The sequence below is a fragment of the Bacillus sp. PK3-067 genome, assembly GCF_056738645.1.
The window spans coordinates 4,360,710-4,386,587 of sequence record NZ_CP096490.1 but is presented as its reverse complement, the minus strand read 5'-3'; the positions used below and the strand labels follow the sequence as shown (position 1 = coordinate 4,386,587).

Sequence of the window (25,878 nt, the reverse complement as noted above, 5' to 3'; positions counted from 1 at the left end):
GGTTAGAGGTTTCTTTTACATAAAGCGAATTTTCGTTCGCTTGGAAAATACATTCTTTGTTATAATTTGTTGTAGAGGTGAAGGACATGTCAAACAAACTTGAAACAGGTATTCAATATATGCAAGAAGGAAACTGGGAAGAAGCAGCTAAAAATTTTACAGAAGCAATCGAAGAAAATCCGAAAGATGCGCTTGGATACATTAATTTTGCAAATTTATTAGACGTATTAGGTGATAGCGAGCGAGCGATTTTATTTTATAAACGCGCACTAGAGTTAGATGATAAATCTGCAGCTGCCTATTATGGTTTAGGAAATGTATATTATGGCCAAGAGCAATTTACTGAGGCGAAAGCTGTATTTGAACAAGCAATGCAAGCTGGATTACAATCAGCTGATGTAACATTTATGTTAGGTATCACACATGTACAGCTTGGAAATGATCGTCTTGCACTACCATTCTTACAAAGAGCAACAGAATTAGATGAAAACGATGTAGAAGCTGTATTCCAGTGCGGACTTTGCTTCGCGCGATTAGAACATGTTCAAGAGGCGAAACCTTATTTTGAAAAGGTATTAGAAATGGATGAAGAGCATGCAGATGCGTATTACAATTTAGGTGTTGCGTACGTATTTGAGGAAAATAATGAGAAGGCTCTCGCTTTATTTAAGAAAGCAACTGAAATTCAGCCAGATCACTTTTTAGCGGGTAATGGCGTTCGTTTATTAGAGCAAGAAGCTGAATAAGATAAAAATATAGTTTAATGGGTAGTTATCCCTCATCTAAAAAGGTGGGGGATGTACTGCTCATTAAAGTGAAAATATCGGAAAGGAGAGGAAAGATGGGAAATCAACATGCAATGGATTTGTTTGAGGAAGAGAAAAAGTTTATAAAAGCGCAAGTTCTTCATACCATTTTCCACAACGAAGAAAACCTCTATTCCGTTGTCAGTATGAAAGTCATTGAAACGAATGAAACGTATGACGAAAAGAAAGTAATGATAAACGGTCATTTTCCCCGCATGCATGAAGATGAAGTGTTTACATTGACAGGTCATTTTAAGGACCATCCAAAGTATGGAAAACAATATATGGTTGAAACATTTAAAAAAGAATTGCCGCAAACAAAAGCAGGTATGGTGCAATATTTAGCGAGTGATTTATTTAAAGGGATAGGAAAACGTACAGCTGAAAAAATTGTGGACCATCTCGGAGAACATGCTATTTCTAAAATTATGGATGACCCTGAGGCGTTAAATGGTGTTGTTAATAAACAAAAGGCTCAGGAAATATATGAGACAATTGTTGAACATCAAGGATTAGAGAAAGTAATGAGCTTTTTAAATGGCTACGGTTTTGGAACGAAACTTTCTATTAAGATTTACCAGCAATATAAAGAGATGACATTAGAAGTGATTCGTAATAATCCGTATCAACTTATTGAAGAAGTGGACGGGATTGGTTTTGGAAGAGCGGATGATATAGGGCGTGCGTTAGGGATATCGGGTAATCATGACGACCGTGTACGAGCGGGATGTTTTTACACATTAGAGAATGTCTCATTACAACTTGGTCATGTTTATATGAGGAAAGATCAACTTGTAAGAGAAACGATGTCACTTTTAAACAATCAAGAAGGAAGAGTGACTGAGGAAGATATTATAGGTTGTATTGAAACGATGCAAAGTGAAGGGAAAGTCATCATAGAAGAAGAACGAGTGTATTTAGCGACGTTATTCTACTCTGAAAAAGGTGTTGTAAAGTCTATTCGCAGGCTTATGAATCAAGAAGAAACACCTTCATTTCCAGAAGCGGAAGTGTTAAAAACGTTAGGTGAAATTGAAGAACAACTGAACGTACAATATGCACCGTTTCAGCAAGAAGCAATTCAAACGGCACTTCATAAACCGATGATGTTATTGACAGGTGGACCAGGAACAGGGAAAACAACAGTTATTAAAGGGATTGTTGAAATGTATGCGTCACTTCACGGATTATCGTTAAATCCGAATGAATACAGTGATGATAATCCATTTCCAATACTATTAACAGCTCCAACAGGAAGAGCAGCGAAGCGGATGAGTGAATCGACAGGACTTCCAGCTTGCACAATTCACCGTTTACTTGGTTGGACGCCAGAAGGATCTTTCCAACGTAATGAAACGGATCCTGTCCAAGGTAAGCTCCTTATTATCGATGAATTTTCAATGGTTGATATTTGGCTTGCAAATCAGCTATTTAAGTCGTTGCCGACGAATATTCAAGTTATCGTTGTAGGTGATGAAGATCAGTTGCCATCTGTAGGACCTGGACAAGTATTAAAAGATTTATTAAATGCAGGCGCAGTTCCGACAGTGAAGCTTACTGAAATTTATCGTCAAGCGGAAGGCTCATCAGTGATTCAACTTGCCCATGCGATAAAAAATGGAACTCTACCACCAGATTTAGCGCAAAACAAAAAAGATCGTTCGTTTATCAGCTGTACAGGGGCTCAAATTGTTGAGGTTGTGAAAAAAGTTTGCGAAAATGCTAAAACAAAAGGCTTTAGTGCAAGGGATGTTCAAGTATTAGCACCGATGTACCGCGGGCCTGCTGGTATTAATGTATTAAACGAAGCGCTGCAACAAGTATTTAATCCGAAGAGGGAAAAGAGTAAAGAAATTGCTTACGGTGATGTTGTGTACCGAAGAGGTGATAAAGTACTGCAACTCGTGAATCAGCCGGAGAGCCAAGTGTTTAATGGTGATATTGGGGAAATTGTTTCGGTGTTTTATGCAAAAGAAAACGTTGAGCAACAAGATATGATTATCGTTTCATTTGATGGAATTGAGGTAACGTATACGAAGCCCGATTTAAATCAAATTACGCATGCATATTGTTGTTCCATTCATAAATCACAAGGTAGTGAATTTCCGATTGTTATTATGCCAATCGTGAAAAGTTACAACCGTATGTTACGTCGTAATTTAATTTACACGGGTATTACAAGAAGTAAGAAGTTCCTTATTATTTGCGGGGAGGAAGCAGCTTTCCAATCTGGTGTAAATCGCCTTGATGATGCAATGCGTCAAACAACTTTAGCTAGTCGCTTGCAAGAATCACAAGGAGAAGTACAGATGGTCACAGTTAATGGCGAGGAAATGGACGTGGAAAACATTTCACCGTATGATTTCATGTAACAAGGTGAAATTATATAGTGAAACTTTCAAACGCATAGCGTTGAAAGGCTCCAGTAATGTATAAATGAATGCAGTTTGGACATAATGGCGAATAGAATCTGGGAGACTGTAAGGAGATGAAAGCCATATGTTCATTTGTCCAAATTGCAAAGGGAAAGACATTGGAAAAATAGGTGTCAACCAATTTTATTGCTGGAATTGTTATATCGAATTATCGGTTTCAAAGGGGAAAATCCATACACATCAAGTTGAGGAAGACGGTTCATTAAGCTCTCTTGATGATTTATTTGATGAGAATGAAAGAACGATCGGATAACGAAAAGGGGGATTTACTTTGAATCTACGCAATTCATTAATCGCATTAGGTGTTGGAGCTGCAGCATATCAATATGCTCGTAAACAAGATGTATTTTCAAAACGCAATATGAAAAAAGCACGTAAGATGATTAAGTCTTACTTATAATCATTTCGATAAATTGAAAAACTCCCTTGTAGACAAGGGAGTTTTTTTATGCACCCATATGCAAATAAAAAAGTCCGATCTCTGAGAAAAGATAAGATAGACCGTAGCAGCCAACGCCAAGTATTCCATACTGCCATAATTGCTTCGCTTTTTCTTTACGTGAGGAATGAATAAAGAACCCCTTCCAAATACCGAACCCGATACAAATCCATTCAAGAATCATAAAAAGTGCTGATAATCCAAGCATAAACAAAACCATAATTAGCCCTCCTGATTATATTAATTCATGCTGTATTCTCAGGGGTGGTTGTCCTTGTTATGTTATTTATATGTACGTCTTTAAAAAACAGTATGGTCCGTATGAAAAGATTTTAAAAGTTTCGCACATAACCTACCCCATTTATTTTCAAAATAAAGGTGGAGGAGGTTTTTCATGTGAAGAATCTTAAAATCATTTGGATATATCGTTTAGGATTATTGTTACTTGTTTTTCTTTGTCTGCTCGTCTTTTTAAAAATTAAGCCGCTATGGGCACCGATTATTTTTGTATTTAAAGTAGCAATCACGCCGTTTCTTATCGCGTGTTTTATTGCGTATTTATTGCACCCTTTAATTGAAAAAATTCATAAGGAAGGGATGCCCCGTACACTTGCCATTTTGCTCATTTATATCCTTTTCTTTGGCGGAATTGGTTATGGGATTTATAAAGGAACACCAGTCGTTATTAAACAGTTACAAGAGATTAATGAACAATTTCCCCAGTTTACAAAGATGTACGATTCGTGGATGGATGGCGTTACAGAACAAACAGCGAATTTCCCTTCGTTCATTCATGAAAAGGTGAAACAACTTTTTGTGGGTGTGGAAACGAAGATTCAAGCGCTTTTAAATAAAGTGATGAGTACAGCTCGTGGTGTACTCGATTCATTGCTCATTATTTTCTTAATACCGTTCATTGTATTTTACATATTAAAAGATTATGGTGAGTTTTATCATATCTTTTGGAAACTAGTCCCAAGTAAATGGCGAGGTACGGGGCAAATGCTTGCGAAAGAAATTGATAAGTCACTTGGAAGCTATATTCGAGGACAGTTATTTGTTTGTTTAGTATTAGGGGGAGTATCAGCTCTTTCTTTTTGGTTTATCGGTATGAAATATCCATTATTGCTTGGCATTATTATTGGGGTAACGGATATAATCCCATACTTCGGTCCTATTTTAGGAGCGATCCCGACGTTAATGATTGCAGCAACAGTATCAACGAGTTTACTTATTAAGGCGGGGATCACGATTGCGATTTTGCAATTTGTGGAGAGTAACATTTTATCGCCTTACATCGTTGGTAAGTCACTTCGTATGCATCCCGTTATTATTATGCTTGCCTTACTAGTTGGGGGAGAGGTAGCTGGGATTGTAGGATTGCTAATATCGGTTCCGGTTTTAGCAGTTATTCGCACTGTCATTGTTCATGTGAGACCGCTCTTGAAAAAAGAAGATGTGTAAGTATAGAAGCCCTCTATGTAAGAAATAGAGGGCTAATCATATATTTATTTAGAAAGTTGCTCGTGTATTTTTTGAACGAGGGAGCTCACATCATTTGTTTGAATATGTTTTATTTTTTTCCATTCGTTATCATACATAAATATAATTTGATTGTTGAAAAGACGCTTTTGTTCTTTTAGATTAGAAATTTTTGCGAAAGAGTACTCTTCAAATATTGGATTCTTACTTACATCTGGCCCATAAAAGAATAGTCTTTTGTTCGTTAAAATTAGCAATCCTGGCCTTGCGACGGAACGATAAATAAATATGTCTAATGAACATGCTGCGTAAAATAATATCGTTTCGTCAGTCGCTAATATGTTTTTAGCTTTGCTAAGTAAGGTTGTCATTGTGATCGCTCCTTTATTTTATTAACAATAATTTAATTGTAGCAAAAAAAGTAATATTTAGAAATTTTTATAAATCATTCTTATAAGGAGATTCCGATTTGTTAATAAACGCATAATATATGAAAAGGCTGTTAAGAATGAATAGTAGAATACCTATGATTAATAAGCAATTAATACAATATAAATGATTATCTACATTGACAAACTTAAGAGAATTCTATTATATTTAGTCATATAATACATTAAATCAATGACGGAACAAGTACGTTACAGTCCATTTATAGAGAGAAGCTTCCATATGGCTGAAAGAAGCTTTAAATGAAGGGTAACAGAAAGCTAATCCTGAGAGCAGCTAATCACTGCCGTCTTGCCACGTTACGGCACCATGAGGTGATGAATTGATTGTTATTGTAATCAATTCATAATTAGGGTGGTATCGCGAGTTAACTCTCGTCCCTTTTATAGGGACGGGAGTTTTTTATATTTAAGGAGGAAAATACAATGAAACAACTAACAGGCGCACAAATTCGTCAAATGTTTTTAGACTTTTTCCAAGAAAAAGGACATGCAGTAGAACCTAGTGCATCACTAGTTCCGCATGAAGATCCATCTCTTTTATGGATTAATAGTGGTGTAGCTACATTAAAAAAATATTTTGATGGACGTGTAATCCCACAAAATCCACGTATTACAAATGCTCAAAAATCAATTCGTACAAACGATATTGAAAACGTAGGGAAAACAGCTCGTCACCATACATTCTTTGAAATGTTAGGAAACTTCTCAATTGGTGATTACTTCAAAGAAGAAGCAATTACATGGGCTTGGGAATTCTTAACGAGCGACAAATGGATCGGATTCGATAAAGAATTACTATCAGTTACAATCCATCCAGAAGATGAAGAAGCATTCACAATTTGGAATGAGAAAATGGGCGTTCCAAAAGAGCGTATTATTCGCTTAGAAGAAAACTTCTGGGATATCGGTGAAGGACCAAGTGGACCGAATACAGAGATTTTCTATGACCGCGGAGAAGCTTACGGTAATGACTTTAGTGACCCAGAATTATATCCAGGCGGAGAAAACGAGCGTTACTTAGAAGTATGGAACCTTGTATTCTCTCAATTTAACCATAATCCAGACGGTTCATATACACCACTTCCTAAGAAAAACATTGATACAGGGATGGGTCTAGAGCGTATGACATCTATCGTTCAAGATGTACCTACGAACTTTGATACAGACCTATTCATGCCGATGATTGGTGCAACAGAAACAATTTCTGGTGAAAAATATCGTAATGGCGATTTAGAAAAAGATATGGCATTCAAAGTAATTGCTGACCATATCCGTACAGTAACATTCGCTGTTGGTGACGGTGCTCTTCCATCTAACGAAGGCCGTGGTTATGTATTACGTCGTTTATTACGCCGCGCTGTTCGTTATTCGAAGAAATTAAACATCAACCGTCCATTTATGTTTGAATTAGTACCGGTTGTTGGAGAAGTAATGAAAGACTTCTATCCAGAAGTACTTGAAAAGAAAGATTTCATTGCGAAAGTTGTGAAGAACGAAGAAGAGCGTTTCCATGAAACACTTCATGATGGTGAAGCGATTTTAGCTGAAGTAATTGCAAAAGCAAAAGAAGAAAAAACAACTGTTATTTCTGGAGTAGATGCGTTCCGTCTATATGACACATACGGTTTCCCAATTGAATTAACAGAAGAATATGCAGAAGAAGCTGGCATGACAGTTGATCATGAAGGCTTTGAAAATGAAATGGAAAAACAACGTGAGCGTGCACGTGCTGCTCGTCAAGACGTTGATTCTATGCAAGTTCAAGGTGGTGTCCTTGGAGAAATTAAAGTAGCGAGCGAATTCGTTGGTTACGGTACAGTTGCAACAGAAAGTAACGTTGTTGCACTTGTGAAAAACGGCGAATACACAGACAGCTTACAAGCTGGTGAAGAAGGACAGTTAATTCTTGATGTAACACCATTCTATGCTGAGAGTGGTGGACAAATTGCAGACCGTGGTTACCTTCTTGCAGATGGTGTGAAAGTTCTTGTAAAAGACGTACAAAAAGCACCAAACGGCCAAAACTTGCATAAAGTTGTTGTTGAAGAAGGTACATTAACGAAAGATGCGGCTGTAAAAGCTATTATCGATACGAAAAACCGTAGTAGCGTTGTAAAAAATCATACAGCAACTCACTTACTACACCAAGCATTAAAAGACGTACTTGGAACACACGTTAACCAAGCAGGTTCTCTTGTAACTTCTGAACGTCTACGTTTTGACTTCTCTCACTTCGGTCAAGTACAAGCTGACGAATTAGAAAAAATTGAGCGTATGGTAAACGAAAAAATTTGGGAAAGTATTGATGTTGAGATTTCTCAAAAAGCAATCGAAGAAGCGAAAGAAATGGGCGCAATGGCATTATTCGGTGAAAAATACGGAGATGTTGTACGCGTTGTACAAGTTGGCGATTACAGCTTAGAGCTTTGTGGTGGTTGTCACGTTGATAATACAGCTTCTATCGGTATTTTCAAAATCGTTGCTGAGTCTGGTATTGGTGCAGGAACTCGTCGTATTGAAGCAGTAACTGGTAAGTCTGCATACGAATTAATGAACGATCAAGTAGGTTTATTAAAAGAAGCAGCAGGAAAAATGAAAACAAATCCGAAAGATATTTTAACAAGAGTTGATGGTCTATTTGCTGAAGTGAAACAACTGCAAAAAGAAAATGAATCTCTTGCTACGAAATTAAGCAATATCGAAGCTGGAAACTTAACTGATTCTGTAATGACAGTTGATGGTGTGAATGTATTAGCAGCGAAAGTAAATGTTGCAGATATGAACAACTTACGTACGATGATGGATGATCTGAAAAATAAATTAGAGTCAGCAGTTGTTGTATTAGCGTCTGTTAATGACGATAAAGTAAACATCCTAGCAGGTGTAACGAAAGACTTAATTAGCCAAGGTTACCATGCTGGTAAACTTGTGAAAGAAGTAGCTTCTCGTTGCGGCGGTGGCGGTGGTGGCCGTCCTGATATGGCACAAGCAGGCGGTAAAAACCCAGCTCAAGTCGAAGAAGCTTTAGCATTTGTACAAGAGTACGTTAAATCTGTTTCAAAATAAAGAGATAGTAGTGTACAATGGTAGGGAGAGGAGAAGTTCTTCTCCCTATACTTACTATATAAGTGAGGTGCTTGAAATGGACGGTTTTGATAAAACAATGAAGTTTAGCATTCAAGATGAAAAACAGAGTGTCCATGTAAATGATGTACTTTTAACTGTGTATGATGCACTTCAAGAAAAAGGCTATAATCCGATTAACCAAATCGTCGGTTATTTATTAAGTGGAGACCCAGCATACATACCTCGCCATAAAGATGCACGTAGCATCATTCGCAAGCTTGAACGTGATGAGTTAATTGAAGAGCTTGTGAAGTCTTACTTGAAACATCATCGTGAGGAGTAGTTTATGCGGATATTAGGTTTAGATGTAGGTACAAAAACAGTCGGAGTTGCAATTAGCGACGAGATGGGCTGGACAGCACAAGGATTAGAAACAATTAAGATTAACGAAGAACGAGGTCACTTTGGTTTTGATCGTATTTCTGAGTTAGTAAAGCAGTACAATGTGGACAAAATAGTAGTAGGTTTACCTAAAAATATGAATGGTACAATTGGCCCACGTGGTGAAGCGTGCCAACAATTTGCAGAAAACCTACGAGAGCTGTTACAATTAGACGTTGTAATGTGGGACGAGCGTTTGTCAACAATGGCAGCGGAACGTCTACTCATTTCAGCCGATGTAAGCCGTAAGAAGCGAAAGCAAGTAATTGATAAGATGGCTGCAGTCGTAATCTTACAAGGATTTTTAGATAGTAAATAAGAGGTGACCAAAATGGAAGAAAATCAAATTACAATTGTAGACGAAAAAGGTAACGAACATTTATGTGAAATTATTTTCACTTTTGACGCTGAAAAATTTGGCAAAAAATCATACGTAGTCTTCTCTCCAATCGGTGAAGTAGACGAAGATGGAGACCAAATTTATGATGCAATGGCTTATGAGCAAAATGAAGAAGAGGGCGGAACTTTACTTCCAATCGAATCTGAAGAAGAGTGGGAAATGGTACAAGAAATGTTCAACACTCTAGCTGATGAGCAAGAAGCTGAATAATAAGTACTGAAAAGATGGACGACATACAGTCCATCTTTTTTTGTATTTATATGTAAAATGAAAGATTTTTTGTCGAAACTGTGTAAGTCTTTGTAGTATAATGAGACGGATTGTAGAAAAATAAAGTGTCAATTAAAAAAGATAAGTGAATTTGTTGCGTTTTTACATCGTGCTGTATAGAAAGGTGTACATACGGTCTACAATTAAGTAAGGAGGAAATGTTTTGATAGAGAATCAAGTGAAAAAGAAGCGTAGACGCATCTTTTTATTTTCGATTATTGCACTGCTTTTAGTTTGTGGTTCAGTCTATGCGTATATTTCATCCGCATTAGGACCAGTTGATAGCGGGAATAAAAAAGAGATTGAAGTAGAAATTCCGAAAGGATCATCTACAAGTAAAATTGGAGAAATTTTAGAAGAAAAAGGCGCTGTAAAAAACGGTACAGTTTTTAGTTTTTATACAAAGGCTAAATCGAAAAGTTTACAAGCAGGTACATATTTATTAAATCCTTCAATGAATGCTGAAGATGTTATCGAACAAATGTCATCTGGCAACGTGCATCGTCCAGCTCTTTATAAAGTGACGATTAAAGAAGGGGCGCAAGTAACTGAAATTGCAGAAACGATTGCGACAGAACTAAAGTGGAATAAAGATGATGTTACGCGTCAATTAAACGATAAAGCATTTATTCAAAAAATGCAGCAAAAGTATCCGAAGTTATTAACGGATAAAATCTTTGATAGTAATATTAAATACCCATTAGAAGGTTATTTATATCCTGCAACGTATTCGTTTTATAAGAAAGATACAACGTTAGAAGAAATTGTAATTCCAATGCTTGAGAAAACAAATGCAATCATTGTTCAAAATGAGGCGAAAATGAAAGCGAAGAATTGGGATGTTCATCAGCTTTTAACATTATCTTCACTTATTGAAGAAGAGGCAACTGGTTTTACAGATCGTCAAAAGATCTCTAGTGTCTTTTATAATCGTTTAACAAAAGGTATGCCACTTCAAACGGATCCAACGGTATTATATGCACTTGGAAAGCATAAACAACGTGTATTATACGAAGATTTAAAGGTCAACTCACCGTATAATACGTATGTTGTAAAAGGATTGCCGGTAGGGCCGATCGCAAACTCTGGTAAACATTCAGTGGAAGCTGCGTTAGAACCTGCGCAAACAGATTATTATTATTTCTTAGCTGCACCAAGTGGTGAAGTGTATTATGCGAAAACATTAGAAGAGCATAATGCATTAAAGCAAAAATACATTACGAAAAAACAGTGAAATGGGGAGGGATAGCGAAAAAAGTCGCACATCCCTCTTTTTTGTGGTAAAATATATCGGGTTAAAAACTGGCAGAAGAATCGTTTTTAATATCAAAACGGGACGTACAAGCTAAGGGTAAAGCTGGCTTGTATTTTTATTGCATTCTATGTGTGAAAAGACGTCATAGAGGCACTTCTCCATGTAAATAAGGAGGACCATTTATGGAGGATGCAGTTAACGAGTACCTATTATCATTTATTGATCCGAAAGATAAATTAATTCTTGAAATGGAAGAATATGCAACAGAAAATCATGTGCCGATTATGGATCGACTTGGAATGGAATTTATGCTGCAATTTTTACGTTTAATTGGACCGAAAAGCATTTTAGAACTTGGAACAGCAATCGGTTATTCTAGTATTCGTATGATGCAAGCTATTCCAAATTCACGTATTGTGACAGTTGAGCGCAATCGTGAGCGATATGAAAAAGCACTTGAATATATAGAACGTTCCCCAGTAACAGATCGTATTTCAGTTATTTACGGTGATGCGTTAGAGACAGGTGAACAAGTAAAAGAACACGGGACATTTGACGTTATTTTTATTGATGCAGCAAAAGGACAGTATCGTCGCTTTTTTGACTTATATGAACCGTTATTAAATCCTGGTGGAGTAATTATTTCAGATAATGTTATGTACCACGGTCTTGTAACGACAAAAGAGAAAATTGAAAACAGACGTACACGTGGTTTAATCCGTCGTATTAAGACGTACAATGAGTGGCTTATGAATCATGAAGGATATGATACAACGATTTTCCCAATTGGTGATGGAGTAGCTGTTAGTAAAAAGAGAGGGTGACCAAGGTATGAAGAAACCTGAATTGTTAGTAACGCCAAGAGCGGTGGCGGATATCGAACCTCTTGCGAAAGCAGGAGCAGATGCGGTAATGATCGGTGAGCAAAAGTTTGGTTTACGTTTAGCAGGGGAGTTTTCACGTGAAGATGTAAAACAAACTGTGAAGATTGCACATGAAAATGGTGTGAAAGTATACGTAGCCATGAACGCTATGTTCCACAACGATAAAGTAGAAGAATTAACAGATTACGTTTCATTTTTAAACGAAGTAAATGTAGATGCAATTGTTTTCGGAGATCCAGCGGTATTAATGGCTGTTCGCGAAGTAGCACCAAATATGCAGTTGCACTGGAATACAGAAACGACAGCAACAAACTGGTTCACTTGTAACTACTGGGGACAAAGAGGAGCGAAGCGCGCTGTATTAGCTCGTGAGCTGAGCTTAGATGAAATTGTTGATTTAAAAGAAAATGCTGAAGTGGAACTAGAAGTACAAATTCACGGTATGACTTGTATGTTCCAATCGAAGCGTTCATTAGTAGGAAACTACTTTGAGTATCAAGGACGTAATCTTGACATTGAAAAGAAAAAATATGAAGAGAATATGTTCTTATATGACCCAGAGCGTAACAATAAATATCCAATTTATGAAGATGAAAATGGTACTCACATTATGAGTCCGAACGATATTTGTTTCATCGATGAATTAGAGGAACTAATCGAAGCTGAAGTTGATAGCTTAAAAATCGACGGTGTACTAAAAAGCTCTGAATACATTATTGAAGTAACGAAGAAATATCGTCAAGCGATTGATTTATGCGTAGAAGATCGTGATGCATATTATGACGTGAAAGATGATCTATATAAAGAAATAGAAGAAATGCAACCAGTAAATCGTCCGTTAGATACAGGATTCTTCTTTAAAGAAACGGTTTACTAAACGAGGAGGGTGTAGGAAATGACTGTACAAGAAATTTCACGAGTGATCGATGGCAAACGTGTTATTGTGAAGAAACCTGAACTGTTAATCCCTGCGGGTAACTTAGAAAAATTAAAAGTAGCTATCCATTACGGGGCAGATGCTGTATATTTAGGTGGACAAGAATTTGGTCTTCGTTCGAATGCAGGTAACTTTACGCTAGAAGAAATGGCAGAAGGCGTTGAGTTTGCAAAGAAGTATGGAGCAAAAATATACGTAACAACAAATATCTTTGCACATAATGAAAATATGGACGGGCTAGAGGAATATTTAAAAGGGATTGAAAAAGCTGGCGTAACGGGAATTATCGTTGCTGATCCGCTTATCATTGAGACTTGTAAACGCGTAGCGCCTTCTGTTGAGGTGCATTTAAGCACACAGCAATCACTATCCAACTGGAAAGCAGCACAGTATTGGAAAGAAGAAGGTTTACATCGTCTTGTATTAGCTCGTGAAGCAAGCTATGAAGAAATGAAAGAAATTAAAGAAAAAGTGGATATTGAAATTGAAGCATTCGTACATGGTGCAATGTGTATCGCATATTCAGGAAGATGCACATTAAGTAACCATATGACAGCGCGTGATTCTAATCGTGGTGGTTGTTGCCAATCTTGCCGCTGGGATTATGATTTAGTTCAAACAGTATCACAACATAAAGATGCAAAAGAGCTTCCTCTATTCCAAGAAGGAGATGCTCACTTTGCGATGAGTCCAAAAGATTTAAATTTAATTTTATCAATTCCGAAAATGATTGAAATCGGAATCGATAGCTTAAAGGTAGAAGGACGTATGAAATCAATCCATTACGTAGCGACTGTAGCAACTGTATATCGTAAAGTAATTGATGCTTATTGTGCGGATCCAGATAACTTTGAGTTTAAACAAGAATGGTTAGATGAGCTTGATAAATGTGCAAATCGTGATACAGCTCCTGCATTCTTTGAAGGGGTTCCAGGACATCAAGAGCAAATGTTTGGAAATCATAGTAAGAAAACAACGTATGATTTTGCTGGTTTAGTGTTAGATTATAATGAAGAAACGGGCATCGTAACGATTGAGCAACGTAATCATTTCAAACCAGGACATGAAGTGGAGTTCTTTGGACCAGAAATAGAAAACTTTACGCAAACGGTGGAGAAAATTTGGGATGAGGATGGAAACGAATTAGATGCAGCGAGACATCCGTTGCAAATCGTGAAATTCAAAGTGGATCAACGAGTGTATGTGAATAATATGATGCGCAAAAGCATACTTCAATAAGAAAGAGTGATAGTCGAATGGGGACGAATAAGCCTGTTGTAATTGGAATTGCTGGTGGTTCGGGATCAGGTAAAACGAGTGTAACGAAAGCGATTTTTGACCATTTTAAAGGTCATTCTATTTTAATCTTAGAGCAAGATTATTATTACAAAGATCAAAGCCATTTACCAATGGAAGAGCGTTTAAAAACAAATTATGATCATCCGCTTGCGTTTGATAATGATCTGTTAATTGAACATTTGCAGCAGTTGCTTGCATATGAGCAAATTGATAAGCCTGTATATGACTATACATTGCATACGCGTTCAGAAGAAATTATTCCAGTTGAGCCGAAAGATGTAATTATTTTAGAAGGAATTCTTATTTTAGAAGACCCACGTCTTTGCGAGTTAATGGACATTAAATTATTCGTTGATACGGATGCTGACCTTCGTATTCTGCGTCGCATGCAGCGTGATATTAAAGAGCGCGGTCGTACGATGGATTCAGTTATTGATCAGTACGTAAATGTTGTACGTCCAATGCACAATCAATTTATTGAGCCTTCTAAGAAATTTGCGGATATTATTATCCCTGAAGGTGGACAAAACCACGTTGCAATTGATATTATGGTGACAAAAATTGCAACAATTCTTGAACAAAAAGTAAATTTGTAATAGCATAGTAAAAGATATACGGTAGGAAGGGATTTTTTCCCTTCCTATCGAATACAATGAAACATGCAACCTCATCTATATATAGGTGAGGGCATATTTATATCAACTTTCCATACATATCTTCTTTATATAAAGAAGAATTGGAAATACGGGGTTGTATGTGACAACTCCGCTAGTGCAAGGGTACTAGAAACCTCCGCTAACAATGGAAGCGGAGGAGTTTTCATATGGAACTCCTCTTTTTTTCGGGGGATTGGTATATAAAAGGAGTGGAAAATATGTCAACAGAAAAAACATACCCTATGACGCAAGAGGGTAAGCAAAAACTAGAGAACGAACTTGAGCAATTAAAAACAGTAAGACGTAAAGAAGTAGTAGAACGTATTAAAATCGCACGTAGCTTCGGGGACCTTTCTGAGAACTCTGAGTACGATGCAGCGAAAGATGAGCAAGCGTTCGTAGAAGGACGTATTACACAATTAGAAAATATGATTCGTAACGCAGTTATCATTAAAGATAATGGCGAAGTATCTACTGTTGTTACATTAGGTAAAACAGTAACATTTAAAGAATTACCAAATGGAGATGAAGAAGCGTACACAATCGTAGGTAGCGCGGAAGCTGACCCATTTGAAGGAAGAATTTCTAACGATTCTCCAATCGCAAAAAGCTTATTAGGTAAGCAAATTGGTGAGAAAGTAACAATCCAAACACCAGGCGGAGAAATGCAAGTAGAGATTGTCTCTGTAAAATAAAAAAAGATTCTCCTATCGGGAGAATCTTTTTTTTTATCCCGCTATTTGCCAGGCAGTAAGACCACTATCTCAAACTTCAGCGGAAGTAAAGAAGTTAGGTGGGCGTCGGACTGCTCGTAAACGCCCGCTTGGTGAGGGCTAATTAAAGTTTCACTTTATCTGTAGAATAGAAAAAATTGTGTAAACCTGGGAGTGATTCGACAAAAAATGTCAAAAAAACATTTTAAACTTTGATATCATAATTGGAGAATATAGGTTTCAAAAGGGAAAAGGGGCTAATTATGAAACATAAAATCTTTACAGGATTGGTTTGTAGTATCTCTATATTAGGACTTGCTGCCTGCGGAACGAAAGAGGAAACTACATCATCAAAGGGAGAAAAAGTGAAGCAAGAAGAAAAACAGGATATTAAAGCAACTGAGAGTTCAAAAGCCTTAGCAAATCCACAAGATAAAAAGGAATTCAATGATTTTGATGTAGCGTATCAATTAGCTATTGTGATGAAAATATTTCAAGATGTAACGATTAAGTACGATTATGCGATTGGGAATCCAGATTATTTATTGCGAGATTCGATGGATCAAAAAACAATAGATGATATGAAGAATATGTTACAAGAACAGGCGAAAAATAATGATAAAATTTTAAAAGATGAAGTGAATCAAGCATATACATATTTAAAACAATCGAAAGTAAGTAATAAAGATGACGTTCAAAAAATAATAGATGCACAAAATAATTATTTACATATTGTAGATAAGATGATTACTTGTATTGATTCTGTAACAGTTGAGAATGCAAAAGAAAAAAGAAATGAAATGGATAATTTCAGTAAGGACTATTTAAAAGTAGCGGCTAATGTAACAACTACTGTAATTGAAGTTGCTAAAAACACTGGAGTGAATGAAACTGAATTTAAATCGCTTCTTACGAAATTTTTAGAGAAGCCAAAAAAACAATAATAGCTTTATATAATATCTATTTTTGTTTTGGAGCTTGTATAAATAAAATAGTACCTCGTCTAAACTACAATAGATGAGGTGTTTTTTATGAAAATAAAACGGAGAATTACAATTGTTTTAATTTGTTTTATGAGCGTTATGTTTTTATTGCTTTGTCGTTTAATCCAAATTCAAATTATAGATACAGAATCATTTACTGATCGCAAAATAAATTTAATTGAAAAAAGTGTTACGCAACGCACACAATCCATTACAGTAGACGATGGACGTGGGCAGTTTATAGATCGTAATGGTAAAGAAATAGGTGAGGAAAAATATCCTGTTTTAATTATTTTTCCATTTTTACAAATAAAAAATGACATGTTAGAGAAAATCGCGCATATCATTGGTGTGTCGAGACAAGAGATTAGAAGACAAATGAAAAATAACAAAAATGCATTTACCCTACAAGGAGAAACTGCTCCATTTCGAGTGACACGAGAGCAGATGGAGAAGGTAAATGAATTACATGTATTAGGTATTGTAGCAGCTGAAGTGCGATTAAAACAAACTGGAGAGATAAGTCATTTAATTGGTGATGTAGGGGAGAACGAAAGGGAATTTCAAAAGCGATATGGAGAATTGAAAAAAATTTCAAAACAAACGCCGATAGGTATTTCAGGATTACAGCAATCATTTGATGAATTTCTATTGACTGATGGAGAGGCAAAAGTATTATATCAAGTAGATCGGCAAGGAGAACCAATTTTCGGAAAGCAAGCGAAATACACTTCACCAGGAAATCCATTTTATCCAGTTAGGATTCAAACTACTTTACATAAAGAGTTGCAGCAAAAAGCAGAAGAAGTGATTGAAGCAAATGAAATAAAGAAGGGGGGATTAGTATTACTTGATGTAAAGACAAATGAAATATTAGCGATGGTTAGTAAGCCGTCTTTACAAGTAAGGGATGAGAATTTATATAAAACTACACTTGAAAATCAAATGTTAACGCCACATTTTCCAGGCTCGGTTTTTAAAACAGTAGTTGCAGCTGCAGTCATTGATCAAAAAGTAAATTTGTTTAATCGGACATTTAACTGTAATAAAGATTTATATGGTGAAAACGACCCGCAAGTTAGGATGGGTACGCTTAACTTTAAAGAGAGCTTTGCTAGGAGCTGTAACAGGACATTTTCCGAGTTAGGTAACGAGCTATTACAAAAGGATAGGACGGTGTTAGAAACATACGTAGCAGCTCTAGGAGCAAATGAAAAGGTTGGATGGAAAGGTTCTGTATTTCATACACCTCATTTTGAGCAAATGTCAGAAGAGAAAGGCACTACTATTTGGGGGAATGAAGAAAATAAAAGTAATAAAAAAGCGGTAGAACAAACAGCGATTGGACAGAAAGATGTACGTATATCACCTCTAGCAATTGCCAATATGATGGCGACGATTGCGAGGAATGGAGAAAAGATGGAAGTGAAAGCTGTTGAAAAAATAGTATATAAAAATGGAGCGGATTTTTTTACATTTGAGAGCCATACGTTAAATGGAAAACAGCTTTCGTATGAAACAGTGAAAACATTACAAGAGTTATTAAGAGGCGTTGTAACAAGGGAGAAAGGAACAGGAACGGCATTCCGTTCGTTGCCACTAAGTGTCGCTGGAAAATCCGGGACAGCGCAAACGGGGAAAGGGACGAGGGTGAATCGCTGGTTTGCAGGTTATTTTCCGTATGAGAATCCAAGATATGCTTTAGTTGTTGTTGATCTAGAGACTGATAGCAAAGTGAATAAAGTTACACCTATTTTTAAAGATATGGTGGGAGCAATCTATCAATTGGAGAATGAAAAGTAATCTTGCAATTTATAGTGAAATGTCTTCATTTCATGAAAATATCATTGTAAATGTTCAACCTTTCTAGATTTAATGTTACAATAGCAATTAGGAAAAACTGCATGGAGGTTTGGAGAATGGCAGGAGGATCAAGATTCCAACAGAAACAACAAAAACGTCGTCAAAACGGTGTTTTAAATATTGCAATCGCTATTGTATTACTATTAGTAGCTATTGTAGCATATCAATTGTTCGTTCCTAGTACGAAAGAGCAAGCATCTTCTACTGATAAGAAAGTCTCTCAACAAACAACAAAGAATGAGAAAGCTGGAAAATCAGAAGATAAAGAATCTGCTAAGAAAAAAGAAAAAGAACAAGAGCAAGCAGAAGCTAAGAAAAAAGCTGAAGAAGAGAAGCTAAAGGCTGAAGAAAAACAGAAAAAAGCTGAAGAAGAAGCGAAAGCTAACGAGAAAGTATCAGCTGAAAAAACTGTATCTAAGGCAAAAGAGGCTTACACAAAACCTTCTTGGAAAGCTGTAGGAACAGAACAAGGTTCATCACCGGCGATGACGTTTAAACAAGGGTCATCAGATTGGAATGAGATGCAAAGTGCAATTGCTGCAGGTGTTGAGATACCGAAAGAGCAATTAGTATTCCATTTTGTTGGAAGAGACAAAACTGGAAAGAGCAAAGCTTATGGTGATGTTCAAGATAAGCAAAGTGGGAAAAGATATTACGTAAATATTGATTGGGTAGACAATGAGGGCTGGAAACCAGTACTTGTTCAAACTCTAAACTAAAAAAGAGAAGCTCCTTAGGAGCTTCTCTTTTTTGTTAACGCAATTTCTTTAATTTAAAATGAACAACCGCGCTATAATACGGTCTTTTGCTTTCAGGATCCATAACCATTTGATGAGAGATGTGATGAACTTCAAGCATAAGTGCTTTATTATTATCAATTTGTTCACTAATTTTTCGTTCTAAAGAAGCTAAGTCTCCCGCTTCAAAAAACTCTACTTTATCTTCTAACATTTCAAAGGTAAATGACATGAAGACGGCCCCTCTCCTATGTAATCAACTATAGTGTAACAAAGAAAAGAAGGAAATACCATGTACATTTCAATTGACATTTTTAGAAAGAGGGAATATCATACTGATAAAACCGATAAGAAAAAGGGGAATTTTTATGGGTACAGAATTTAATGGTTTATTTGATGAGTGGGCTCATACGTACGACTCATTTGTACAAGGCGAAGATATACAATATAAAGAAGTTTTCGCTCATTATGAGGACATTCTAGAGGATGTAGTTAACAAGTCATTTGGTAATGTATTAGAATTTGGTGTCGGTACAGGTAATTTAACAAATAAATTATTACTTGCTGGCCGCACAGTTTACGGTATAGAACCGTCGCGTGAAATGCGCATGATTGCAAAAGAGAAATTGCCAAAAGAATTTTCAATTACAGAGGGTGATTTTCTTTCGTTTGAAGTTCCAAATTCAATTGATACCATTGTAAGCACCTATGCATTTCATCATTTAACAGATGATGAAAAAAATGTAGCGATTGCGAAGTATAGTCAATTGCTAAACAAAGGTGGTAAAATAGTGTTTGCTGATACGATATTTGCAGATCAAGATGCATATGATAAAACTGTTGAAACAGCAAAAGAAAGAGGTTTCCACCAGTTAGCAAACGATTTGCAAACGGAATACTATACACGTATTCCAGTTATGCAGACTATTTTTGAAAACAATGGCTTCCATGTAACTTTCACGAGATTAAATCATTTCGTTTGGGTAATGGAGGCAACTAAGCAATAGAAAGAGGGATTAGATTGAGAATTGCTGTAATTGGAGCAATGGAAGAAGAAGTACGTATTTTACGTGACAAATTAGAACAAGCAGAAACAGAAACGGTTGCTGGTTGTGAATTTACGAAAGGGCTATTAGCAGGGCATGAAGTAATCTTGTTAAAGTCTGGTATTGGTAAAGTAAACGCAGCGATGTCAACGACAATTTTATTAGAAAAATATAAGCCTGAAAAAGTAATTAATACTGGTTCAGCTGGTGGATTCCATCATTCTCTAAACGTTGGTGATGTAGTTATTTCCACTGAAGTTCGTCACCATGACGTAGATGTAACAGCATTTAACTATGAATATGGTCAAGTACCAGGAATGCCGCCTGGATTTAAAGCTGATGAGGCGTTAGTTGCATTAGCTGAGAAATGTATGCAGGCTGAAGAAAATATTCAAGTTGTAAAAGGTATGATTGCAACAGGTGATTCATTTATGAGTGATCCGAACCGCGTTGCAGCCATCCGTGATAAATTTGAAAATCTTTATGCGGTAGAAATGGAAGCAGCAGCTGTTGCACAAGTATGCCACCAATATGAAATTCCGTTTGTTATCATTCGCGCACTTTCTGATATTGCTGGTAAAGAATCAAATGTTTCATTTGATCAGTTTTTAGATCAAGCAGCTCTTCATTCTACAAACTTTATCGTAAAAGTGTTAGAAGAGTTAAAGTAATGTAACAAAAAGGCAACTGTCTCATATAAAGAAAATACATACAGTTGCCTTTTCTTTATTGGCAAACAAGGGGGAGAACACGATGAATGTATATCGTGGAGTTCATGAGTTAATTGGTCATACACCAATTGTAGAAATTACTCGTTTTTCACTTCCAATAGGGGTCCGTTTATTTGCAAAGCTTGAATTTTATAATCCAGGCGGAAGCGTTAAGGATCGTTTAGGAAGAGAATTAATCGAAGATGCGCTAGAAAAAGGGCTTGTTACCCAGGGTGGAACAATTATTGAACCGACTGCTGGGAATACTGGTATTGGACTGGCACTTGCAGCATTAGAACATGATTTACGTGTTATTGTTTGTGTACCAGAGAAATTTAGTATTGAAAAACAAGAATTAATGAAAGCACTAGGTGCAACTGTCGTGCATACACCGACTGAGCAAGGAATGACCGGTGCAATTGCCAAAGCAAAAGAGTTAGTAAATGAAATACCGAATTCATACTCTCCAAGTCAGTTCGCAAATGAGGCAAATCCTCGTGCATATTTTAAAACATTAGGACCTGAACTGTGGGACGCATTGAATGGAGAGATTAACATATTTGTTGCTGGAGCAGGAACTGGCGGTACATTTATGGGGACTGCATCTTATTTGAAAGAAAAAAATATAGATATTAAAACAGTTATCGTAGAGCCAGAAGGATCTATTTTAAATGGTGGTAAGGCTGGTTCACATGAGACCGAAGGAATTGGACTGGAATTTATCCCGCCATTTTTGAAGACATCTTATTTTGATGAAATTCATACGATTTCTGATCGAAATGCATTTTTACGAGTGAAAGAATTAGCGCAAAAAGAAGGACTTCTCGTTGGGAGCTCTTCAGGAGCAGCATTTCATGCGAGCTTACTTGAGGCAGAGAAGGCAGCACCAGGTACAAATATTGTAACCATTTTTCCTGATAGCAGTGAGCGCTATTTAAGTAAAGACATATACAAAGGATGGGAATAAAAAATGAGAGCAAAGACAAAGTTAATTCATGGTATTCGCATAGGAGAACCTTCAACTGGATCTGTAAACGTACCGATTTATCAAACAAGTACGTACAAACAAGAAGCAGTTGGTAAGCATCAAGGATATGAATATTCACGTACAGGTAACCCAACACGTGCAGCTTTAGAAGAAATGATTGCTGTATTAGAAAATGGGCATGCTGGATTTGCATTTGGTTCAGGAATGGCTGCTATTACAGCGACAATTATGTTGTTCTCAAAAGGTGACCACGTTATTTTAACAGATGATGTTTATGGCGGAACATACCGCGTTATTACAAAAGTATTAAACCGTTTCGGTATTGAGCATACATTTGTAGATACAACAAACTTAGAGGAAGTTAAAGAAGCGATTCGTCCAAATACGAAAGCAATTTATGTGGAAACACCAACGAACCCACTACTAAAAATTACTGATATTAAGAAAATATCTACTCTTGCTAAAGAGAAAGACTTATTAACAATTATTGATAACACATTCATGACGCCATATTGGCAGTCGCCGATTTCTTTAGGAGCAGATATTGTGCTTCATAGTGCAACGAAATATTTAGGAGGTCATAGTGACGTAGTTGCAGGTCTAGTAGTTGTAAATAGCCCACAACTAGCAGAAGATCTTCACTTTGTACAAAACTCAACAGGAGGTATTCTTGGGCCGCAAGATAGCTTCTTACTACTTCGTGGTTTAAAAACATTAGGAATTCGTATGGAAGAACATGAAACGAATTCACGCGCTATTGCTGAGTTCTTAAATAATCATCCAAAAGTAAATAAAGTATATTACCCAGGTCTTGAATCACATCAAAACCACGAATTAGCAACAGAACAAGCAAATGGATTTGGTGCTATTATCTCATTTGATGTAGATAGTGAAGAGACATTAAATAAAGTACTTGAGAAATTGCAGTACTTTACACTTGCTGAAAGTTTAGGAGCAGTAGAAAGTTTAATTTCTATTCCATCTCAAATGACACATGCATCAATCCCAGCTGATCGCCGCAAAGAATTAGGAATTACAGATACATTAATTCGTATTTCTGTCGGTATTGAAGATGGTGAAGATTTAATTGAAGATTTAGCACAAGCGCTAGCATAATAAAAAAACGCACTGCTAATATAGAGCAGTGCGTTTTTTTATTACATCATTTTGTGAAATATTTCACAAAATAGACATACACAAACGAAATGATTTCATGTATATTGAATTCAGGAAATGTTACTCACGAACAAACTTGTGAAACATTTCACAAACAATGAAATTCATGTAGGAAAGCATCTCTATTTTTTTATGTTAATTGGGACTTATTTTGACCTATAGGGACATATAAGGACCGTGATAGTAGAATAGGAGGAAATTTACATGGTAGTCAAAGAGAAAGTTGTAAATGAAATGCAGGAAGTAAAAAAGATAATTGATACGCTAGTAAATAATGGTCAACAAGCTTTACAAGCATTAGAAAGTTTTACACAAGAGGAAATTGACAACATTGTTCATGAAATGGCATTAGCAGGTGTTGATCAACATATGCCGCTAGCAAAATTGGCAGTTGAAGAAACTGGCCGTGGTGTATATGAAGACAAATGCATTAAAAATGTTTTTGCCACTGAATATATTTGGCATAGTATAAAGCAAGATAAAACGGTAGGAATTATTCACGAAGATTCTCATGAAGAAATAATAGAAATCGCGGAACCTGTCGGTGTAGTAGCTGGGGTAACGCCAGTAACGAATCCAACGTCGACAACAATGTTTAAAGCGTTAATTGCGATAAAAACAAGAAATCCAATTATTTTCGCATTTCATCCTTCCGCACAAAAATGTTCTGTGGCAGCGGCGAAAACAGTATATGATGCAGCGATGAAAGCTGGTGCACCAAAACACTGTATTCAATGGATTGAAAGACCGTCTGTTGAAGCGACGAAACAATTAATGAACCATGATGGTGTAGCACTCGTTCTAGCAACTGGAGGCGCTGGTATGGTGAAATCAGCTTACTCTACTGGAAAACCAGCGTTAGGTGTTGGGCCTGGTAATGTACCGTGTTATATAGAAAAATCAGCACATGTAAAACGAGCTGTTAATGATTTAATTTTATCGAAAACATTTGATAACGGTATGATTTGTGCATCGGAACAAGCAATCATTGTCGATAAAGAAATCTATGATGATGTTAAAACAGAAATGATTGAAAACAATTGTTACTTTGTAACAGAAGAAGAAAGAAAAAAATTAGAAAAGCTTGTTATAAATGAAAATACATGTGCAGTAAATAGTGATATTGTAGGGAAATCAGCACAGTATATTGCCGATTTAGTTGGGATTACTGTTCCTGAACATACAAAAATGCTTGTAGCTGAAATTCAAGGTATCGGAGCAGCATATCCGTTATCTCGTGAGAAACTGAGTCCAGTATTAGCTTGTGTGAAGGCGAATTCATTAGAAGAAGGATTTACATATTGCGAAGAAATGTTGAACCTAGGTGGTTTAGGACATTCAGCAGTTATCCATTCTACAAATAAAGATGTGCAAAAGCAATTTGGGTTACGTATGAAAGCTTGCCGTCTCATTGTAAATGCACCTTCATCACAAGGTGGAATAGGGGATATATATAATGGATTTATTCCATCACTTACACTTGGTTGTGGTTCATACGGAAAGAATTCAGTTTCCCAAAATGTAACAGCCACTCATTTATTAAATATAAAAAGGCTGGCAAATAGAAAAAAGAATATGCAGTGGTTCAAATTGCCACCAAAAATTTATTTTGAAAAACATGCTACAGCTTATTTAGCAAATATGCCTAACATTTCACGTGCATTTATTGTAACGGACCCTGGAATGGTTGAACATGGCTATGTCGATACAGTCGCGCACTATTTAAACAAGCATGCAAATGATGTGAAAGTTGAAGTTTTCTTTGAGGTCGAACCAGATCCATCAGATGAAACTGTTTTTAAAGGTGCGGAAATGATGAGAAGCTTTAAGCCAGATGTAATTATCGCACTTGGTGGTGGTTCAGCTATGGATGCAGCAAAAGGAATGTGGTTATTCTATGAGCATCCAGAAACGACATTCTATGGCATTAAACAGAAGTTTTTAGATATAAGAAAACGTACATGTAAATATCCGGAATTAGGAAATAAGGCGCAGTTTGTTGCGATTCCAACGACATCAGGAACGGGATCAGAAGTGACACCATTTGCGGTTATTACAGATAAGAAAAATAATATAAAGTATCCGCTTGCAGATTATGAATTAACACCAGATGTAGCAATTGTTGATCCGCAATTTGTAATGACAGTTCCACCACATGTAACAGCAGATACTGGTATGGATGTTTTAACACATGCAATTGAGGCGTATGTGTCTGTTATGGCAAATGACTATACAGATGGATTAGCATTAAAAGCTATTGATCTCGTATTCAAATATTTACCGAGAGCATATAAAGATGGAAATGATGAAGAAGCAAGAGAAAAAATGCATAACGCTTCTGCAATTGCAGGTATGGCATTTGCAAATGCTTTCCTCGGTATTAATCACAGCTTAGCACATAAAATTGGACCAGAATTCCATATTCCGCACGGACGCGCAAATGCCATTCTAATGCCGCATGTAGTCCGCTATAATGCTATTAAGCCAAGAAAACACGCATTGTTCCCAAAATATGAGCACTTTGTGGCAGATGAAAGATATGCACATATAGCGAGAATGCTCGGGCTTCCAGCAAGCTCGGCAGCAGAAGGGGTGGAATCACTCGTCAAAGCAATTATTGAGCTTGGAAAAAGCTTAAATATTAATATGAGTATTGCAGGACAAGGAGTAGATAAAGAGCAATTTGAAGAGGTTGTTGGAGTATTAGCAGAAAGAGCTTTTGAAGATCAATGTACAACTGCTAATCCAAAGTTGCCGCTTATTTCAGAACTGAAAGAAATTTATATGGAAGCATATAAAGGTGAATAATGATTAAAAAAGAGCCGCAGTAAAGCGGCTCTTTT

At 36.5% G+C, this 25,878-nt stretch carries 26 protein-coding genes and 1 other annotated feature; of the genes, 23 read left to right on the top strand and 3 right to left on the bottom strand.

What is annotated here, in order from left to right; genetic code table 11:
- Positions 1-86: 86 nt before the first annotated feature.
- The 4 genes from M1D73_RS22590 to M1D73_RS22575 all read left to right on the top strand — a co-directional run bounded on the left by M1D73_RS22590 (position 87) and on the right by M1D73_RS22575 (position 3,641).
- The gene (locus tag M1D73_RS22590; protein WP_000066409.1) at positions 87-746 is read left to right on the top strand and encodes a tetratricopeptide repeat protein; all 660 of its coding nucleotides are present in this window, start codon (positions 87-89) and stop codon (positions 744-746) included.
- A 95-nt stretch (positions 747-841) separates the two neighbouring features.
- Positions 842-3,178, top strand: a complete 2,337-nt coding sequence (gene recD2 / locus M1D73_RS22585; protein ID WP_000528082.1) for an SF1B family DNA helicase RecD2 — start codon at positions 842-844, stop codon at positions 3,176-3,178.
- A gap of 127 nt (positions 3,179-3,305) precedes the next feature.
- Complete coding sequence (locus M1D73_RS22580) at positions 3,306-3,494, top strand: hypothetical protein (RefSeq protein ID WP_000469281.1); 189 nt, start codon at positions 3,306-3,308, stop codon at positions 3,492-3,494.
- Positions 3,495-3,512: 18 nt separating this feature from the next.
- On the top strand, positions 3,513-3,641 hold the full coding sequence (locus M1D73_RS22575; RefSeq protein ID WP_001053553.1) for a YrzQ family protein: 129 nt from the start codon (positions 3,513-3,515) through the stop codon (positions 3,639-3,641).
- Positions 3,642-3,687: 46 nt separating this feature from the next.
- On the opposite strand, the gene M1D73_RS22570 is transcribed toward M1D73_RS22575, so the two are convergent.
- Positions 3,688-3,900: a hypothetical protein gene (locus M1D73_RS22570; protein ID WP_000242535.1), complete on the bottom strand. Its 213-nt coding sequence runs from the start codon at positions 3,898-3,900 to the stop codon at positions 3,688-3,690.
- A 176-nt stretch (positions 3,901-4,076) separates the two neighbouring features.
- Here M1D73_RS22570 and M1D73_RS22565 point away from each other — a divergent pair, with 176 nt between their 5' ends.
- Positions 4,077-5,144 carry an AI-2E family transporter gene (locus M1D73_RS22565; RefSeq protein WP_000793131.1) on the top strand — a complete coding sequence of 356 codons (1,068 nt, stop codon included), beginning with the start codon at positions 4,077-4,079 and terminating at the stop codon, positions 5,142-5,144.
- A 44-nt stretch (positions 5,145-5,188) separates the two neighbouring features.
- Here the strand turns inward: M1D73_RS22565 and M1D73_RS22560 are convergent, their stop codons facing one another.
- Positions 5,189-5,533, bottom strand: a complete 345-nt coding sequence (locus M1D73_RS22560) for a PH domain-containing protein (protein WP_000209578.1) — start codon at positions 5,531-5,533, stop codon at positions 5,189-5,191.
- 241 nt (positions 5,534-5,774) lie between these two features.
- Positions 5,775-5,994 (top strand) — a binding site (T-box leader).
- A gap of 40 nt (positions 5,995-6,034) precedes the next feature.
- Between M1D73_RS22560 and alaS the strand changes: the two genes are divergently transcribed.
- The 13 genes from alaS (at position 6,035) to M1D73_RS22495 (ending at position 19,097) form a co-directional block, all read left to right on the top strand.
- Positions 6,035-8,677, top strand: coding sequence for an alanine--tRNA ligase (gene alaS / locus M1D73_RS22555; RefSeq protein WP_000811828.1), 2,643 nt, complete (start codon positions 6,035-6,037; stop codon positions 8,675-8,677).
- 76 nt (positions 8,678-8,753) lie between these two features.
- Positions 8,754-9,020 carry an IreB family regulatory phosphoprotein gene (locus M1D73_RS22550; protein WP_000348590.1) on the top strand — a complete coding sequence of 89 codons (267 nt, stop codon included), beginning with the start codon at positions 8,754-8,756 and terminating at the stop codon, positions 9,018-9,020.
- A gap of 3 nt (positions 9,021-9,023) precedes the next feature.
- The gene (gene ruvX / locus M1D73_RS22545) at positions 9,024-9,437 is read left to right on the top strand and encodes a Holliday junction resolvase RuvX (RefSeq protein WP_001221193.1); all 414 of its coding nucleotides are present in this window, start codon (positions 9,024-9,026) and stop codon (positions 9,435-9,437) included.
- A 12-nt stretch (positions 9,438-9,449) separates the two neighbouring features.
- Positions 9,450-9,728 (top strand): DUF1292 domain-containing protein, encoded by a 279-nt coding sequence (locus tag M1D73_RS22540; RefSeq protein ID WP_000392247.1) that lies wholly within the window; start codon positions 9,450-9,452, stop codon positions 9,726-9,728.
- A 223-nt stretch (positions 9,729-9,951) separates the two neighbouring features.
- Positions 9,952-11,022 carry an endolytic transglycosylase MltG gene (gene mltG, locus M1D73_RS22535; protein WP_000572139.1) on the top strand — a complete coding sequence of 357 codons (1,071 nt, stop codon included), beginning with the start codon at positions 9,952-9,954 and terminating at the stop codon, positions 11,020-11,022.
- A gap of 203 nt (positions 11,023-11,225) precedes the next feature.
- Positions 11,226-11,867 (top strand): O-methyltransferase, encoded by a 642-nt coding sequence (locus tag M1D73_RS22530; RefSeq protein ID WP_000389102.1) that lies wholly within the window; start codon positions 11,226-11,228, stop codon positions 11,865-11,867.
- Positions 11,868-11,874: 7 nt separating this feature from the next.
- Complete coding sequence (locus M1D73_RS22525) at positions 11,875-12,804, top strand: peptidase U32 family protein (RefSeq protein WP_000742801.1); 930 nt, start codon at positions 11,875-11,877, stop codon at positions 12,802-12,804.
- Positions 12,805-12,822: 18 nt separating this feature from the next.
- On the top strand, positions 12,823-14,103 hold the full coding sequence (locus M1D73_RS22520; RefSeq protein ID WP_000217974.1) for a peptidase U32 family protein: 1,281 nt from the start codon (positions 12,823-12,825) through the stop codon (positions 14,101-14,103).
- A 17-nt stretch (positions 14,104-14,120) separates the two neighbouring features.
- Positions 14,121-14,759, top strand: coding sequence for a uridine kinase (gene udk / locus M1D73_RS22515; RefSeq protein WP_000537078.1), 639 nt, complete (start codon positions 14,121-14,123; stop codon positions 14,757-14,759).
- A 278-nt stretch (positions 14,760-15,037) separates the two neighbouring features.
- Complete coding sequence (gene greA, locus M1D73_RS22510; RefSeq protein ID WP_014894880.1) at positions 15,038-15,514, top strand: transcription elongation factor GreA; 477 nt, start codon at positions 15,038-15,040, stop codon at positions 15,512-15,514.
- A gap of 281 nt (positions 15,515-15,795) precedes the next feature.
- On the top strand, positions 15,796-16,476 hold the full coding sequence (locus M1D73_RS22505) for a hypothetical protein (RefSeq protein ID WP_000680871.1): 681 nt from the start codon (positions 15,796-15,798) through the stop codon (positions 16,474-16,476).
- 87 nt (positions 16,477-16,563) lie between these two features.
- Positions 16,564-18,318: a peptidoglycan D,D-transpeptidase FtsI family protein gene (locus tag M1D73_RS22500; protein ID WP_000695149.1), complete on the top strand. Its 1,755-nt coding sequence runs from the start codon at positions 16,564-16,566 to the stop codon at positions 18,316-18,318.
- A gap of 116 nt (positions 18,319-18,434) precedes the next feature.
- Positions 18,435-19,097, top strand: a complete 663-nt coding sequence (locus M1D73_RS22495) for a YrrS family protein (RefSeq protein ID WP_121868083.1) — start codon at positions 18,435-18,437, stop codon at positions 19,095-19,097.
- A gap of 34 nt (positions 19,098-19,131) precedes the next feature.
- Here M1D73_RS22495 and M1D73_RS22490 read toward each other — a convergent pair whose 3' ends face one another.
- Positions 19,132-19,347: a YrzA family protein gene (locus M1D73_RS22490; protein ID WP_000010984.1), complete on the bottom strand. Its 216-nt coding sequence runs from the start codon at positions 19,345-19,347 to the stop codon at positions 19,132-19,134.
- A 136-nt stretch (positions 19,348-19,483) separates the two neighbouring features.
- Here M1D73_RS22490 and M1D73_RS22485 point away from each other — a divergent pair, with 136 nt between their 5' ends.
- The 5 genes from M1D73_RS22485 (at position 19,484) to adhE (ending at position 25,843) form a co-directional block, all read left to right on the top strand.
- Complete coding sequence (locus tag M1D73_RS22485; RefSeq protein ID WP_000536320.1) at positions 19,484-20,122, top strand: class I SAM-dependent DNA methyltransferase; 639 nt, start codon at positions 19,484-19,486, stop codon at positions 20,120-20,122.
- Between the two features lie 14 nt (positions 20,123-20,136).
- Positions 20,137-20,832 (top strand): 5'-methylthioadenosine/S-adenosylhomocysteine nucleosidase, encoded by a 696-nt coding sequence (gene mtnN / locus M1D73_RS22480; RefSeq protein ID WP_001217024.1) that lies wholly within the window; start codon positions 20,137-20,139, stop codon positions 20,830-20,832.
- A gap of 82 nt (positions 20,833-20,914) precedes the next feature.
- Positions 20,915-21,838: an O-acetylserine dependent cystathionine beta-synthase gene (locus tag M1D73_RS22475; RefSeq protein WP_001103874.1), complete on the top strand. Its 924-nt coding sequence runs from the start codon at positions 20,915-20,917 to the stop codon at positions 21,836-21,838.
- A gap of 3 nt (positions 21,839-21,841) precedes the next feature.
- Positions 21,842-22,975 carry a bifunctional cystathionine gamma-lyase/homocysteine desulfhydrase gene (locus M1D73_RS22470; RefSeq protein ID WP_001201917.1) on the top strand — a complete coding sequence of 378 codons (1,134 nt, stop codon included), beginning with the start codon at positions 21,842-21,844 and terminating at the stop codon, positions 22,973-22,975.
- A 264-nt stretch (positions 22,976-23,239) separates the two neighbouring features.
- Positions 23,240-25,843 (top strand): bifunctional acetaldehyde-CoA/alcohol dehydrogenase, encoded by a 2,604-nt coding sequence (gene adhE, locus M1D73_RS22465; protein ID WP_000260494.1) that lies wholly within the window; start codon positions 23,240-23,242, stop codon positions 25,841-25,843.
- The last annotated feature ends 35 nt before the right edge of the window (positions 25,844-25,878 follow it).

Excerpts from the sequence above, each read along its gene's own strand:
- M1D73_RS22590 (WP_000066409.1), top strand. The coding sequence starts at position 87 with ATGTCAAACAAACTTGAAACAGGTATTCAATATATGCAAGAAGGAAAC.
- recD2 (WP_000528082.1), top strand. The coding sequence starts at position 842 with ATGGGAAATCAACATGCAATGGATTTGTTTGAGGAAGAGAAAAAGTTT.
- M1D73_RS22580 (WP_000469281.1), top strand. The coding sequence starts at position 3,306 with ATGTTCATTTGTCCAAATTGCAAAGGGAAAGACATTGGAAAAATAGGT.
- M1D73_RS22570 (WP_000242535.1), bottom strand. The coding sequence starts at position 3,900 with ATGGTTTTGTTTATGCTTGGATTATCAGCACTTTTTATGATTCTTGAA.
- M1D73_RS22560 (WP_000209578.1), bottom strand. The coding sequence starts at position 5,533 with ATGACAACCTTACTTAGCAAAGCTAAAAACATATTAGCGACTGACGAA.
- alaS (WP_000811828.1), top strand. The coding sequence starts at position 6,035 with ATGAAACAACTAACAGGCGCACAAATTCGTCAAATGTTTTTAGACTTT.
- M1D73_RS22550 (WP_000348590.1), top strand. The coding sequence starts at position 8,754 with ATGGACGGTTTTGATAAAACAATGAAGTTTAGCATTCAAGATGAAAAA.
- ruvX (WP_001221193.1), top strand. The coding sequence starts at position 9,024 with ATGCGGATATTAGGTTTAGATGTAGGTACAAAAACAGTCGGAGTTGCA.
- M1D73_RS22540 (WP_000392247.1), top strand. The coding sequence starts at position 9,450 with ATGGAAGAAAATCAAATTACAATTGTAGACGAAAAAGGTAACGAACAT.
- M1D73_RS22530 (WP_000389102.1), top strand. The coding sequence starts at position 11,226 with ATGGAGGATGCAGTTAACGAGTACCTATTATCATTTATTGATCCGAAA.
- M1D73_RS22525 (WP_000742801.1), top strand. The coding sequence starts at position 11,875 with ATGAAGAAACCTGAATTGTTAGTAACGCCAAGAGCGGTGGCGGATATC.
- M1D73_RS22520 (WP_000217974.1), top strand. The coding sequence starts at position 12,823 with ATGACTGTACAAGAAATTTCACGAGTGATCGATGGCAAACGTGTTATT.
- udk (WP_000537078.1), top strand. The coding sequence starts at position 14,121 with ATGGGGACGAATAAGCCTGTTGTAATTGGAATTGCTGGTGGTTCGGGA.
- greA (WP_014894880.1), top strand. The coding sequence starts at position 15,038 with ATGTCAACAGAAAAAACATACCCTATGACGCAAGAGGGTAAGCAAAAA.
- M1D73_RS22505 (WP_000680871.1), top strand. The coding sequence starts at position 15,796 with ATGAAACATAAAATCTTTACAGGATTGGTTTGTAGTATCTCTATATTA.
- M1D73_RS22500 (WP_000695149.1), top strand. The coding sequence starts at position 16,564 with ATGAAAATAAAACGGAGAATTACAATTGTTTTAATTTGTTTTATGAGC.
- M1D73_RS22495 (WP_121868083.1), top strand. The coding sequence starts at position 18,435 with ATGGCAGGAGGATCAAGATTCCAACAGAAACAACAAAAACGTCGTCAA.
- M1D73_RS22490 (WP_000010984.1), bottom strand. The coding sequence starts at position 19,347 with ATGTCATTTACCTTTGAAATGTTAGAAGATAAAGTAGAGTTTTTTGAA.
- M1D73_RS22485 (WP_000536320.1), top strand. The coding sequence starts at position 19,484 with ATGGGTACAGAATTTAATGGTTTATTTGATGAGTGGGCTCATACGTAC.
- M1D73_RS22475 (WP_001103874.1), top strand. The coding sequence starts at position 20,915 with ATGAATGTATATCGTGGAGTTCATGAGTTAATTGGTCATACACCAATT.
- M1D73_RS22470 (WP_001201917.1), top strand. The coding sequence starts at position 21,842 with ATGAGAGCAAAGACAAAGTTAATTCATGGTATTCGCATAGGAGAACCT.
- adhE (WP_000260494.1), top strand. The coding sequence starts at position 23,240 with ATGGTAGTCAAAGAGAAAGTTGTAAATGAAATGCAGGAAGTAAAAAAG.